Annotated in this window: 13 protein-coding genes; 8 read left to right on the top strand and 5 right to left on the bottom strand. The window is 63.7% G+C overall.

Going from position 1 to position 13,195, the window contains the following annotated elements:
• A partial coding sequence (locus ACIQ6O_RS06110) for a flagellar cap protein FliD N-terminal domain-containing protein (RefSeq protein WP_396206894.1) occupies positions 1–508 on the bottom strand: 508 nt, incomplete at its 3' end.
• A gap of 89 nt (positions 509–597) precedes the next feature.
• Complete coding sequence (locus ACIQ6O_RS06105) at positions 598–1,371, bottom strand: flagellin (RefSeq protein WP_396206893.1); 774 nt, start codon at positions 1,369–1,371, stop codon at positions 598–600.
• 202 nt (positions 1,372–1,573) lie between these two features.
• On the opposite strand from ACIQ6O_RS06105, the gene ACIQ6O_RS06100 reads away from it, so the two are divergent.
• Positions 1,574–3,025, top strand: coding sequence for a tetratricopeptide repeat protein (locus ACIQ6O_RS06100; protein ID WP_396206892.1), 1,452 nt, complete (start codon positions 1,574–1,576; stop codon positions 3,023–3,025).
• Here ACIQ6O_RS06100 and ACIQ6O_RS06095 read toward each other — a convergent pair.
• Genes ACIQ6O_RS06095 through ACIQ6O_RS06085 form a run of 3 tightly spaced genes read right to left on the bottom strand, consistent with a single transcriptional unit; the run spans position 2,988 to position 6,112 of the window.
• Positions 2,988–4,316, bottom strand: a complete 1,329-nt coding sequence (locus ACIQ6O_RS06095) for a CDP-glycerol glycerophosphotransferase family protein (protein WP_396206891.1) — start codon at positions 4,314–4,316, stop codon at positions 2,988–2,990. The genes ACIQ6O_RS06100 and ACIQ6O_RS06095 overlap by 38 nt on opposite strands.
• A 17-nt stretch (positions 4,317–4,333) precedes the next feature.
• Positions 4,334–5,638, bottom strand: a complete 1,305-nt coding sequence (locus ACIQ6O_RS06090; RefSeq protein WP_396206890.1) for a CDP-glycerol glycerophosphotransferase family protein — start codon at positions 5,636–5,638, stop codon at positions 4,334–4,336.
• Between the two features lie 18 nt (positions 5,639–5,656).
• Positions 5,657–6,112: an adenylyltransferase/cytidyltransferase family protein gene (locus ACIQ6O_RS06085; protein ID WP_396206889.1), complete on the bottom strand. Its 456-nt coding sequence runs from the start codon at positions 6,110–6,112 to the stop codon at positions 5,657–5,659.
• A gap of 449 nt (positions 6,113–6,561) precedes the next feature.
• Between ACIQ6O_RS06085 and ACIQ6O_RS06080 the strand changes: the two genes are divergently transcribed.
• From ACIQ6O_RS06080 to ACIQ6O_RS06050, 7 genes are all read left to right on the top strand, one after another.
• A complete protein-coding gene (locus ACIQ6O_RS06080; RefSeq protein ID WP_396206888.1) occupies positions 6,562–7,707 on the top strand; it encodes a glycosyltransferase family 2 protein in 1,146 nt (381 codons plus the stop codon).
• A gap of 1 nt (position 7,708) precedes the next feature.
• On the top strand, positions 7,709–8,833 hold the full coding sequence (locus ACIQ6O_RS06075; protein ID WP_396206887.1) for a DegT/DnrJ/EryC1/StrS family aminotransferase: 1,125 nt from the start codon (positions 7,709–7,711) through the stop codon (positions 8,831–8,833).
• The gene (locus ACIQ6O_RS06070; RefSeq protein ID WP_396206886.1) at positions 8,815–9,933 is read left to right on the top strand and encodes a hypothetical protein; all 1,119 of its coding nucleotides are present in this window, start codon (positions 8,815–8,817) and stop codon (positions 9,931–9,933) included. The genes ACIQ6O_RS06075 and ACIQ6O_RS06070 overlap by 19 nt, the downstream gene beginning before the upstream one ends.
• On the top strand, positions 9,930–10,724 hold the full coding sequence (locus ACIQ6O_RS06065) for a hypothetical protein (RefSeq protein ID WP_396206885.1): 795 nt from the start codon (positions 9,930–9,932) through the stop codon (positions 10,722–10,724). Before ACIQ6O_RS06070 ends, ACIQ6O_RS06065 begins: the two co-directional genes overlap by 4 nt.
• Positions 10,721–11,878: an FkbM family methyltransferase gene (locus ACIQ6O_RS06060; RefSeq protein ID WP_396206884.1), complete on the top strand. Its 1,158-nt coding sequence runs from the start codon at positions 10,721–10,723 to the stop codon at positions 11,876–11,878. The genes ACIQ6O_RS06065 and ACIQ6O_RS06060 overlap by 4 nt, the downstream gene beginning before the upstream one ends.
• Entirely contained in the window at positions 11,875–12,828 is a 954-nt protein-coding gene (locus tag ACIQ6O_RS06055; RefSeq protein ID WP_396206883.1) for a hypothetical protein, read from the top strand. Before ACIQ6O_RS06060 ends, ACIQ6O_RS06055 begins: the two co-directional genes overlap by 4 nt.
• Before the next feature lie 14 nt (positions 12,829–12,842).
• Positions 12,843–13,195 (top strand): GDP-mannose 4,6-dehydratase (locus ACIQ6O_RS06050; RefSeq protein WP_396206895.1); only part of this gene is annotated, 353 nt, incomplete at its 3' end.

The following is a 13,195-nucleotide window of genomic DNA, read 5'->3' as shown; positions in this document are numbered from 1 at the left end:
CGGCCGTGACGCCGCTCGGGTTCGCACCGGTGTTTGTCGCGTTGATCTTGCTCTGGATACTGCGCAGGGTATCGGTCGAGGCAATCGTGACGTTACGCCCGTTGACGGAGAACGATCCCTCCAGCCCTCGGGCGGCCGCCACATCGGCCACCGAGCCGCCGGCAAGCTTGGCGTCGTCCGCCAGCTGGAGCACTTCCATCCGGTACTTACCGGGCGAAGCGGATGTGCTCGCCGTGGCCGTCAGCAACGAGCGCCCAGTCGTCGGGCTGGTCGGCACCGATGCCAGGTACCCACCAATGCCGGATCGACGCAACGCGAGCGCACTGGAATTCAGTGTGTCCACGAGCGTCTTGAACTGGTTCCACGCGTCCTTCTGCGCGGTACGCTTGTCGATTTGTGTGGTCAACGGCGTGACCGTTCGAGCCTCCAGGGCCTTGATCGTCGCATCGACGACCTCGCCCCATTGGAGGTTCGAACTCAGCCCGCTGATGTTCAACGGCGTTGCCATGATTACCTCTCCGTCACGTCACTAAGCCCATACCCCGGGGTCGGCTTTCGCCGACCCCGGGGTGTTCACCACGAAGGAAACGCGCTCGCTTACCGGAGGAGTGACAGGACTCCCTGTGCTCCCTGGTTCGCCTGCGACAGCATCGCCTGCGCCGCCTGCGAGAGAATGTTGTTCTTGGTGAAGGTTGCCATTTCCTCGGCCATATCCACGTCGCGGATGGTCGATTCCGCAGCGCGGAGGTTCACGACCGTCGACTTCAGGTTCTGCACCGTGTAGTCGAGCACGTTCTGACCGGCACCGATGTTGGCGAGCACGCTGTTGATGGCGTCCATCGCGTCGTCGGCGTCCTGAAGCGTGGCCGTACCAGCAAGCGACACGTCACCAATCGTGAGCGCCGCATCAACGGTGATGGTGCCGTTGGTCGACGTTTCGGCCACCTGGAACGTGAGGCTGGCAAATACCGTGATACCCTGGAACGACGTGACATTGGCGATACGGGCCACTTCCGTCGAGAGCTTGGTGATTTCGTTCTCGATGGTCGTGGTGGTGGCCGTGCTGCTCGTACCATTCAACTTCTGCGTGATCAGCTCCTTCTGACGCTCGATCATGCGCTGGATGGTCTGCGCCGCACCTTCCGCGATCTGGAGCATCGCGTTGCCCTGCTCGGCATTGGCCGCCGCCACGTTCAGCGAACGGCTCTGCGTGCGGAGCTTGTTGGCGATCGCCAGACCGGCCGCGTCGTCAGCCGCACGGCTGATACGGAGACCGGAGCTGAGCTTGCGCATGCTGCCTTCCGTCGCCATCTGATTGACGAAGATGTTGCGGGAAGCGGCAAGCGCGCCAACGTTCGTGTTAATACGCATGGTACAATCCTCCGTGATGTGAAAGTCGGGGCGTCCGTGCCCCGCCTGAGACCGACGACCGGTTTCTCAGTCCCCCTTTATTCTCGTCTGGGGTCGCGAAACCTTTAGCGCCCTCGTTGTATTCCGGGACAGATTGGCACGGTCTCTCACATTCCCGGCACACTCAGCCACTTTTCGTTCCGCCGGGTATCCCCCTGCACGCATGACCCTTACCGAAGAGCAACTGGCGCACTGGCTCGCCTCGGGGCAAACCGCCATCGAGGACGGGCGGTATCTCGATGCCGCCCGCGCATTCAGTCAGGTGCACCAGGCCTTGCCGGGCGTGGGTGCGGTAGCCGCCATGGCGGGACAGGCCTGGCGACTCGCTGGCCGAATTCTCGAGGCGCGCGACGCATATATAGATGTATGGCGCTCCGCCGATCGAAACGATATACCGGCGTTACACGACCTGGGCACCACGCTGCTGGCGCTCGGCGCGCCGGACGAGGCACGGGCGTGCTTCACTCTGGTGGCCGCGGCCCGGCCCGCCGACCCGGCGGCGTGGAGTGCACTGGCCAGTGCCACCCGCGCTGCGGGTGATCCACAGGCCGCTTGGCCACTCGTGAAACGGGCGTTGGCCGCACGTCCCAATGAACCGGCGTTCCTGCTCACCGCCGCGCAAATCCGCCATGCCCTCGGCGACCTCGATGGCGCCACCTCGTGGCTGGATCGGGCGGCGCAGGCGCGCCCCGATCACGCGCCGACACGCCTACAACACGCGTTCACCAGCTTGTTGCGCGGCGTGAGCGCCGACGGGTGGGCGTTGTTCGAGGCGCGCCAGCGTCCGGCGCCGTTGGCGAACACACGCGATTGGCAGGGTGAATCGCTGACCGGCGCACGTATTGTGGCCGTCGCCGAGCAGGGGCTGGGCGATCAGTTCCACTTCGTACGGTATGTCCCGCTGCTCCGAGCATATGGCGCGAGCGAGGTTACCATCGCCTGCGAAGCTCCCGTTGTGCCTCTGCTCCGTGCGAGTGGCTATCACGCGGTGGAACTGAGCGCGGTACCAGAAGCCGAGTGGTCGGTACCGATGCTTTCGTTGCCGCATCGACTGCGCATGGGAGCCGACATGCTGGGGGCCGCGCCCTATCTCCGTGGCGAGGGCGAAGCGCCGGCCAACGTCAATGCGGTGCGACCGCGGCGTCGCCTGGGTATCGTTTGGAAGGGCAATCCCGAGTTCGCGGCCACTGTGCTACGCGACTTCGACGTGTCACACTTGGCAGCGCTCACCACGACACCTGAAATCGAGTGGATCTCGCTGCAATACGGCGAGCCCGTGCCCACCGACTGTACGCACATTACGCCAATGCCCGCCGTCCGCGATTGGCTCGAAACGGCCCGTCTGATCGCGTCACTCGATGGCGTGGTGAGCGTGGATACGAGCGTGGCGCACCTCGCGGGCGCGATGCATGTCCCGGTGTATCTGCTCGTACCGCACGCCCCCGACTGGCGATGGGGGCTGCACGGCACGACCACACCGTGGTATCCCACGATGCAGCTGATCCGACAGCCGGTGCCACGCGACTGGGCGGGCACCGTACCGCTACTGCATGCAGCGCTACACGAAGCGTGCGTCGCTACACCAGCGCCACGTCCTCCGCATCCATCTCGATGACATCAACCGGCCGATCGACGGCAGCCATGTGACACGCCACAATCACGCGCACCAACTCCTCGTTGGCGGTGCGCGGATCGGTCTCGTAGAGCTGCGCGGCCATTGTCTGCTGCGACGCGGCCAGCGGATGCGTGGCGATGTTGGTGTCGAGCACCGCTTCCAGCGTACGCTCGTCGAACGGATAGCGGAACGGCGTGTCCGGTACGAGTGACCAATCCGGCTCGAACGCGAAAGCCGGCGACGCCTGCTCGTAGGTAAAGATGGGGCAGCCCGTGAGCAGGAAGTCGAACATGATCGACGAGTAGTCAGTGATCATGGCGTGAAAGCGCGTAAGCCACGGATACACGTCCACCGTGGCGTCGAGCACTTCGAACACGCCCGGGATACTCGCGGGGCGCTCGGCCGCTGCCATAAACGGATGGGCTTTGAGAAACACCACTGTATCGTTCGCGCGCGCCCACGCGGCCAAGCGCTGATAGAACGCGCCCGCCGACGTGAATAGTCCTTGCCCCCGCTTCCACGTGGGCGCAACGAGGACCCGCCGGCGATCGGGGGCCTCGAGAATGGCCTGCTGTGATGGCGAGACCTCCGCGCCTATACGCTCGAGCGGCGTGGGATCACGGAAGAGCACGGCGTTTCGCGGCTGTCCCGCGCGTACGAGTTGCGATCCACCGTGTGCGCGCACCCAGAAGCTGTCGAGGGCCGACGACGTGCTGAGGAACACGTCGGGGCGTGCCGCGTAGCGAATAGTGCGTCGCCAGGCCGTATCAAGCGGATTGGCGTGCGGCAGCAGCATGAGGTCGAGATGCTTCACCGAAATGCCGTGCCACAGCTGGATCTTCTGTGCGCCGGCCAGCGCGCCGGCGAGCCCAGGATTGAACTGGAAGGTGGACAGCATGTTTTCGCAGAACACGGCCACCGAACACTGGAGCAGTTCGCGCGTGGTGACCACCGGATCGGCGGTCATGTCGAGACACGGCAGGCCGTGCGCGGTGAGCTGGGCCGCCAGCGCCGTGTTGGCCGTGCACCACACCACATCGCAGTCACTCAGCGAACGGACCGCCTCAAGATAGAGATACTTGGTATTGTCGCTGAAGGACTGGCGCCCAAAGAACAGCACGAGCGGCCGCTTGTACGTCTTGCGCGACAACTCCTCGAGTTCACGATCGAACAGATCGAGCCGGCACTCCGCCAGCACAGCGTCCTGCTGTCGCTGGAGCGCCTGAATCTGCTCGTCGATGGACGTGGATCCCTTGGGCTTTACCGGCGCGCTGATGGGTTTGCGGGACATGATGAGAGCTACCGGGTTCAGGACAGGGTGCGGGGATCGATCACTTGCACGTCGCGGGTGAGCGCGCTGCTGTTGCAGTGATCGATGAGACGGAGCAGCGTGCTGGACGCGCTACGGGGATCCGTTTCGTACAGTTCGTTGCAGAGCTGCTGCTGCGACGCGCACAGCGGGTGCGCCGCGAAGTTGGCGTCGAGTACGGACTCCATCGACTGGGCATCGAAGGTGTAGCGGAACGGCGTATTCGGCACGAGCGACCAATCGGGCTCGAAACCGTAGTCCGTTTCCGTACGCGCATCGAACGTGAATACCGGCTTCCCAGTAAGCAGGAAGTCGAACATGATCGACGAATAGTCCGTGATGAGCGCGTCGAAGCGCGACATCCACGGATACACGTCGACACCGGCCTCGAGGAAATACAGGCGTCCGGGAACGTCCTTGGGCAGTGCGCCGCCGATACCCCACGGATGCTGCTTCACGAACACGGCGGCGTTGTGCCGTTCCGCCCACTTCACGATCCGATCGAAGAACGGCGCCGTACTGATGAAGAGCGGATCGCCGCGCTGCCACGTCGGCACCACGATCAGCTTCTTCACCGAGGCGTCATCGAGGACAGCGCGCTGCGCTGGTGGCAAGGCGGCGCCGATCATCTCGTGCGGCGTGGGATCGCGCAGCAGCACCGCGTTACGCGGCTGTCCCGCGCGGACCATCCGGGCGCTGCCGAACGACTCCGCCCAAAAGGCATCGAGACGCGACGATGTGCTGAGGAAGACATCCGTGCGCGTGGCCAGTTTCACCGCGTTGCGGAACCCCATGTTATTGGCATCGAGATGCGGAATGAGCATGAGGTCGAGCTGCTTCACCGAGATCCCGTGCCACAACTGAATCTTCTCCGCACCGGCGAGGGCGCCGACGAAGAGGTTGTTTCCACCGAACGCGGCATTCATGTTCTCGCAAAACACGGCCACCGTGGCCTGCAGCATGAGGCGTACGGACTCTATCGGGCTCTGCAGGAAGTTCATGCAGGGCAGTCCGTGGTCCGTGAGCTCGCGGGCAAGCCCCGGTGTCCCGGTCATCCACAGCACCTCGTAGTCGCGCGCCGCCTCCAGCGCTGCGAGAAACAGGTACTTGCTGTTGTCGCTGAACGTGGGACGCCCGAAGAACAACACGAGCGGCCGCTTCTGCACGGCCTTCGAAATGTGCGCGAGGTCGCGCCCGACCGTGTCGAAGTGCAGGCTGTCGAGCCGCATCTTCAGGACATCGAGACGCCGGTCTTTGGCCGGAGTTTTCTGCGCTGCCATGGCCAGCGGAGAGGGAGCATTCATATAGGAAGGACGAATCGATCAGGAAAGGCGCGCGAGCACGGCCTGCGCGGTCTCGATGGCGGTCTTGAGCGCCTCGAAGCTGGCGGGGTCGAACCCTTTCAGGCGGTCCTTGATGGCGGTGCTGCTGATGCCCTCGGTGCGCGGCAGGTACACCACCTTGCACACTTCACCGAGTTCATCGAAGCGCCCTTCCCAGTCGCCACCCATGCCGAACACGTCGATGCCCAGCCGGATCACATCGTCGCGCTTCTGCTCCCAGTGATTCTCGGGAATCACCTCGTCCACATAGCGGCACGCGGCCACGAGCGCGGCGCGGTCGGCGTACGGCACGATCGAGCGCTTGCCCTTGAGGGCGTTGAATTCGTCGGTGGACACGGCCACGGTGAGGTGGTCGCCCAGCGCCCGGAGGCGCTCCAGCAGGCGCAGGTGCCCGATATGGAAGAGGTCGAATGTGCCGTAAGTGAGGACGCGCACGGGCGGGCGCGCTCCACTCGCCCTCGGAAACAGGTCGTGAGTTTCCGGGTTAGCGGCGCTGGTAATGGGCGACTCGATTGGCGACATAGAGGACGGGGCTGAAGTCACCCGTCTCTAAGCACGGCCTGTGCCAAACCGTAAAGCTCTATTCTGCATAGATTTACCATACGCACGCAGAGGAGAAACGCCGGCAAAAGCGAGTCACCCCGGCAGTTCCTGCCGTTTCTACGGCAGATACGGGAGTTTTGGAAGCTTCGACGGTTCGTACGGCAAGAATTGCCATATCCGGTGCGTTTTTGCCCCGTTCCGGCGGTGCGCATAATTGCATAAACGATTTATTTACAATGGTTTAGCTTTGGCACAATTGATGCTTTAGTCGAGGGAGACCGCTTTCTGCCGCTTCCGAACGTCCCCTTCCTCGGTGTCCTGTGTCGACGTCCCCCGCTGAGTTGTCGAAAAACATCGCGCGAGCCGACCTCGCCGCGTTGCCTGAGCTGGGCGCTGCCGCGCTCAAGCGCGGCGATCCGATGCTCGCGCTCCTGGCTTTCGACCAGATTGAACAGCGTCTCGGGGCGAAGACTCCGGCGGCGGTTCGCGGCCTCCAGGCGACGTGCCTGCATTCGCTGGGTCGCTTTGCGGAAGCCGATGCGAAAGTGAATGAGGGGTTGGGGGCCGCTGCCGCCACGATTGCCACGCCGCCCGTCTTCACCGAGCACGAACTGCTGACACGATGGAACGGTAATTCGACGCCCGTCGTGAGCATCATCTGCACGACCTACAATCACGAGCGGTACATCGAGCAGGCGCTCCGCGGCTTTCTGTCGCAGGACACCGTGTTCCCGTTCGAAATCCTCGTGCACGAGGATGCCTCGACCGACCGCACCGCTGACATCATCCGTGAGTGGCAGAGTCGGTATCCGACGATTATCCGCGCCACACTGCAGGTGGAGAATCAGTTCCGGAAGGGCGTGCGCCCCTTCGAACTCATGCTGCGGGAGGCGCGCGGCACCTACGTGGCCGTGTGCGAAGGTGACGACTACTGGATCGCGCCAGACAAGCTGCAGCAGCAGGTATCGTTTCTCGAGCAGCATCGGGAGTTCTCCTGCTGCGCGCACAACTACTACCATTTCGTCGAATCGGCACTCTCCATCCGACCGTGGATCGCCACGCGAGAGATGCGTGTATTCACGCCGCGTCAGCTGATGGGGATTGCACGACTCTTCTGGCTCCCCACGCTGGTGTTCCGGCGCCAATTCGATTCCATGCCGCCGGAGCGTGCCCTTGCACCCATCGGCGATCAGTTTCTCACGTCGTACCTCGGCACGTTCGGTCCGGGTATGTATTTCGAGTCACTGATGGGCGCCGTGCGGCGTGAGAATGCACACAGCACCTGGAGCCCACTCGGTGCGACAGACAAAGAGCGCATTCGCGTACGCACGTGGATGGCCGTGATCCGTATGCATGCCGCCGCTGGTCGCACACAGGCGGTGGCGGATGTATTGGCCAAGGTGTCCGCCTCATCGCTCGATCCCGCGGAAAAAGCGGCGCTGATCGAGGAGTGTCTGATGGTGCACCCCGAGATCCAGGCGGCCTGACATGCGCCCGATCACGGTCACCCAGCCCTTTCTCCCACCCCTCGAGGAGTTTCATGCGTACCTCGAGCAGATTTGGGAGAATCGCATCCTCACCAATGGCGGACCAATGCACCGCCAGCTCGAGGAGGCGCTCTGCACCTACCTCGGCGTCCCCTACATCTCGCTGTTCACCAACGCGACCATCGCGCTGGTAACGGCCCTGCAGGCGCTGCGCATCACCGGTGAAGTGATCACTACCCCGTTCACCTTCGTGGCCGGCGCGCACTCGCTGCTGTGGAACGGTATCACGCCGGTGTTCGCCGACATCGATCCGGTGACGCTCAATCTCGATCCGCGGCGCATCGAGGCGGCGATCACGCGTCAGACCACCGCGATCATGCCGGTGCACTGCTACGGCAATCCCTGCGACATCGATGCCATCCAGCGTATCGCCGATGCCTACAACCTGCGGGTGATCTACGATGCCGCGCATGCGTTCGGCGTTCGGCGCGAGGGCGACAGCGTACTCACCGCCGGCGACCTCTCCATTTTGAGCTTCCACGCCACGAAAGTATTCAACACCTTCGAGGGAGGAGCTATCGTGGCCCCTGACGCTCGAACGAAGCAGCGCATCGACCATCTGAAGAACTTCGGCTTCGTGGACGAAGTGACCGTCGTGGCCGCCGGGATCAACGGCAAGATGAGCGAGGTGAACGCCGCGTTCGGTCTACTGCAGCTCAAGTACATCGACGGCGCTATCGCGCGTCGCGCCGAAATTGATGCGCTGTACCGCCGCGAACTGGCCAATGTGCCCGGCATTCGGATCGTCGAGCCGGCGGGACAGTCGCATGCGAATCACTCGTACTTCCCGATTCTCATCGAACCGGAATACGGCATATCGCGTGACGCCGTCTATGCGGAGCTCAAGCGCGCCGGCATCATGGCACGGCGCTATTTCTATCCGCTCGTCAGTTCATTCCCGATGTACCGCGGGCTGCCGAGTGCCACGGCCACCAACCTGCCCGTGGCGACGCGCCTTGCCGAGCAGGTCATCTGTCTGCCCATCTACCCGGCGCTCGACGACGATGACGTGCGACGCGTCGTTGGCGTGCTCGCAGAGTGCAGTGTATGCGCGCCGGTCTTCTGAGCCTCTCGGGGTATAATACGCGCGCGGTGGTGGCCCTCTGTCGCTGGGCCGCAACCGCCGGCGTGCCCGTGCACTTGGTGGGCAAGGCCGGTGCCGATCCCATCGCACACACCGCGTATGGCAGCCACCGCGTGCTGCTGCGTGAGCATCACGCCCTCTCCGTTGACGATATCGCCGGCTGGGTCACGACGCTGCGTGCGACGCACGGATACGATCGGGTCCTGCTGGTGCCCTCCGCGGAATTCTTCAATCGCGTCGTACTCACCCATCGTGATGCACTGGAGGCCATCGGCGCGCTCGTGCCACTGGTGGACGAGTCGCTCTACCGGCAGCTGTCCGACAAAGAAGCGTTTACCAGGCTCTGCACGCAACACGGTATTGCGGTGCCAGCCAGCATGTCCACTCCGCCGGCCGACGGCCCATTCGTGGCGAAGCCGCGCACCTATGGGATTTCGCGCGCAGGGCGCGTGAAGCCCTACCTGGTGCTGGACAGTACCGAACGCAGTCGCTTCACGGCCAACGAATCACCCGACGCCTACTTCTACCAGGAGTACGTGGAAGGGTCGAGCGTTTATCTGCTGCTCCATGTTGCACGCAACGGCACCGTCACCGCGATCGCGCAGGAAAATCTCCTGCAGCAGCGCGACGGGGGATCGGTGATCCTGGCCCGTGCGCACACGTTTCACGAATCCGCCGAGGCCGACGCGTATGTGCGTATGCTGCGCGGCATCGGCTTCCATGGTCTGATCATGATCGAGGTACGCCAGTGTCGTCGAACCGGCCGCGCCGTCATGATCGAGGCCAATCCGCGCCTCTGGGGGCCCATGCAGTTCACGCTCGACCGCGGCGTCGACCTGTTCACCCCCTGGTTGGCCGACTACGGCGTGGCCACGGACGTACCCCGGCCAGCGTCCGAACCGCTCCCGTACTACTTCTGGTCGGGCGGCCTCGGTCCCGCCGGCCAGCCCGTCACCTATCACGCGTTCACAGCGGAATCCTTCGTCGCGGAATACGCGAGGATCGCCGCTTGTGACCTGTTCGCCCGTCCGGATACGCTGGCATTACACCGGGCGGAACTTCTTGCCAGTGCCGCCTCATGACGACCATTGCCCTGCGCGACCTCTACGAGGCCACGAGCAAGCACAGCAACTACCAGACACTGGCCCCGGACGTGAACCGGCTGCTGGGCGTTGCCCCGGTACCGGCCAAGTCGCGTTACGAGCGCGAGCGGTTCGACTTCATCTCGCGCCATGTGGCATTCGATGGCCTGCACGCCGCTGATATCGGCGGCAACACGGGATTTTTCAGCTTCGAAATGCTCCGGGCAGGTGCGACTCGCGTCGACTACTTCGAAGGGAACGTGGCCCATCACAATTTCGTCCACGAAGCGGCGCGGCAACTGGCGCTCGAGGCACGGCTCGCGACGCACGCCCGGTACGTGGAGTTCACCACGTCGGACCTGCCGGCGGTCGACTGTACGCTGCTCCTGAATGTGCTGCACCACCTCGGCGACGACTACGGCGATCACTCCCTGTCGCTGGACGCGGCCAAGGCTTCCATGCTTGCGCCGCTGGCCACCATCGCGCGCACCAGCCGCACGCTCGTTTTCCAGCTGGGGTTCAACTGGCGCGGCGACCGGCACCGTCCGCTGTTCGCCAACGGGACCAAGGCGGAACTCATCGAGTTCGTGCGCCGCAGCAGCGAAGCCGATTGGGATATCGATGCCATCGGGATCGCCGTGCGAGACGGCGAACAGATCACTTTCCGTCCCCTGGACGAACAGAACGTCCAGCGGGACGACCGTCTGGGCGAGTTCCTGAATCGTCCGCTGTTCATCATGCGTTCACGCCACCTTTCCACGAGCGCTTCCGGCGCCGAGGCTGCCCGATGACCCTGCTCCTCGATATCGCCTCCCTGCTGCCGCGCATCACCGAGGCGGATCTGGCGAAGTTCTGCACCTGGTACGAGAAGTACACACCACACTTCGCGAGTATCGATGCCAATCTGTATCGCCGCTTGCCGGTCGCTGATCGCGCGCGTTTCCTCACGTGGTTTCTCAAGCGCTGGGCCAAGATCGATCTGGTGAACCCGGTGGAGCGTGGACTCTACACGTCGACCATTCAGCGGGTGAAGCACGAGACCCGTACACCGGAGACCCTCGAGGGGCGCCCCTATCTCGTGCGCGATTTCGTGTCGCAGGGTTACGACTTCTCGCTCCTCGGATACGACTGGTTCTTGGGCGTACACGACATCCAGTACAACCAGTACGAGCACGGTGACAATACGCTTCGAGCGGGTGACGTGATTGTGGACGCCGGTGCCTTCATCGGCGACACGGCCGTGTTCTACCACCACAAGCTCGCCGGCGACTGCCACATTCACAGCTTCGAGTTGCTCGACGAGAACCTCCAGCTGCTGGTGCACAACTGCGAACGCAATGGGCTCACCGAAGAGCAGATCACGCTCAACAAGCTGGCCCTGACGGACAAGACCGGCGACGAGATCGTAATGGGCCGCGGCGCCTCGCAGGGCTCGACCTCCATCTTTGGTCGTGAACCCGATGGCGACCGCGTGCAGACGATTCGCCTCGATGACTACGTGGTCGGGGCGAATCTCCCCCGCGTGGACTACATCAAGATGGACATCGAAGGCGCGGAGGTTGCCGCGCTGCGTGGTGCAGTGAACACGCTGCGGCACTTCCAGCCGCGCCTCGCCATTTGCCTGTACCACCTGTGGGACGACATGATCACCATTCCGAAGGTGCTCAACGAAGTCGGGGTCGACTATCGCTACTCGTTCAAGTGGGTGCAGTTGAGCGATGGATGGGAGGCGGTACTGCACGCGGTACCGGCCGACGCCGCAACCGCCTTGAGCGGACCTGCCCCCGAACCCCTCGCCGCGAGCGTGGAAGCGGCCTCACGATCCGCCGCTGCCGCGCTCGACGTGCTCACCAAGGCGTACGGACGCCGGACGACACAACTCGACACGCTGCAGCGCGCCGCCCGTGAGTCCGCGCGTCAGGCTACGCCGGTGGCCGTCGCGTGACACCCACGGCGTTCGCGTGGCAGCGACTCGGGCTGGTGTATGCTCCGACCGGAGCCCACGGCTTCGATGTGTCGCATTGCCACAAGCCGACCCCGCTGCTGCTCGATGCGGACACCATTCGCGTCTACTTCGGGGTCCGCGACGCGCGCGGGATGACACGCACGACGTTTGTCGACGTATCGTCGACCGATCCGACGAAGGTCCTGTATGTGCACGACCGCCCCGTCCTGGATATCGGAAAGGTCGGAACGTTCGACGACAGCGGAGCCAACGTGTCGGCTGTTCGCCGTATCGGCGACGACATTTACATGTACCACATCGGTTGGAATCCGAGTACCACCGTGCATACCCGAAACGCGATCGGGGTGTCGGTCAGCCGCGACGGGGGAACCACCTTCACGCGCTGCTTCGACGGCGCGGTGCTGGACCGCACCAAGGACGAGCCCTACTACACCGGGGCCGTGGAGGTGACGAAAGAGAACGACCGGTGGCGCTGCTGGTACACGTCCGGCACCGAGTGGGCGATGGTCGACGGGAAACCGGAGATCCGGTATCACATCAGGTACGCCGAATCGGGCAACGGTTTCGACTGGACACGGAATGGTGTGAGCTGCATTGCGCCGGCCACTCCGGTCGAAGCGACGGCACGTCCGTCCGTACTGCGTATCGGATCTGTCTACCACATGTGGTACTCGCGTCGTGACATCGTGGCGTTTCGCACCGATGCGTCCCGCGGCTATCGTGGCGGCTATGCAGTGTCAACCGATGGCATCTCGTGGTCGCGGTACGATGAGCTGTTCGGACTCGAGTGCGCAGCAACAGGGTGGGACAGTGAGAGCATCGCCTATCCGTACGTGCTGCGAATCGACAATCGGCTGCTGATGTTCTACAACGGCAATGGTTTCGGGCGTACCGGGTTCGGTCTTGCTGAGAGCGTGGTGCCGGCATGACGACGCCTCATCTGATGCGGGCGCTCGTCACCGGCGGCGCCGGTTTCATCGGCTCTGCCCTCGTGCACCGTCTCGTGCAGTCGGCACGGTACCAGGTGACGACCGTGGACAAGCTGACCTACGCCGGGAATCTCGACTCACTCCGCGCCGTACTCCACTCGCCTCGGCACACCTTCGTACAGGCCGACATCGCCGACGCAGATGCAATGGCCGCGGTGTTCGCCGAACACCAGCCCCAGATCGTGTTTCACCTCGCGGCCGAGTCGCATGTCGACCGTTCCATCGACGGGCCCCGCGCCTTCGTCGAAACGAACGTGATGGGTACGTTCGTACTGCTCGAAGCGGCGTTACGGCACTGGCGTGCACT

This window comes from Gemmatimonas sp. (genome assembly GCF_044345575.1).
Taxonomy (GTDB): domain Bacteria; phylum Gemmatimonadota; class Gemmatimonadetes; order Gemmatimonadales; family Gemmatimonadaceae; genus Gemmatimonas.
Note: the sequence above shows the minus strand (reverse complement) of the source record. Positions and strands in the feature narration are given on the sequence as shown.